Below are 236 nucleotides of genomic sequence, written 5' to 3' on the forward strand. Positions count from 1 at the left end.
TGACCTCGTCGCCATCCGTGAGCCCGTCACCATCGGTGTCCGGGTTCTTCGGATCAGTACCGATCACCTTTTCTTCACCATCCGTCAGACCGTCACCATCGGTGTCGCCCTTATTCGGATCGGTGCCATTGGCAATCTCGTCGCCGTCATTCACGCCGTCACCATCAGTATCGGCCTTGTTCGGGTTGGTCGGCTTGCCACCGTTCTTAGCACCGGTCACTTCGTCACCATCGGTG

1 protein-coding gene is annotated in these 236 nt (G+C 58.5%); it reads right to left on the reverse strand.

The features are described 5' to 3' along the window. Positions 1-220, reverse strand: a 220-nt coding sequence (locus QP415_RS13730) for a hypothetical protein (RefSeq protein WP_285100344.1), incomplete at its 3' end; no start/stop codon positions are given. Positions 221-236: the final 16 nt, after the last annotated feature.

Source organism: Pauljensenia sp. UMB3104, assembly GCF_030217285.1.
Classification (GTDB): Bacteria; Actinomycetota; Actinomycetes; order Actinomycetales; family Actinomycetaceae; genus Pauljensenia.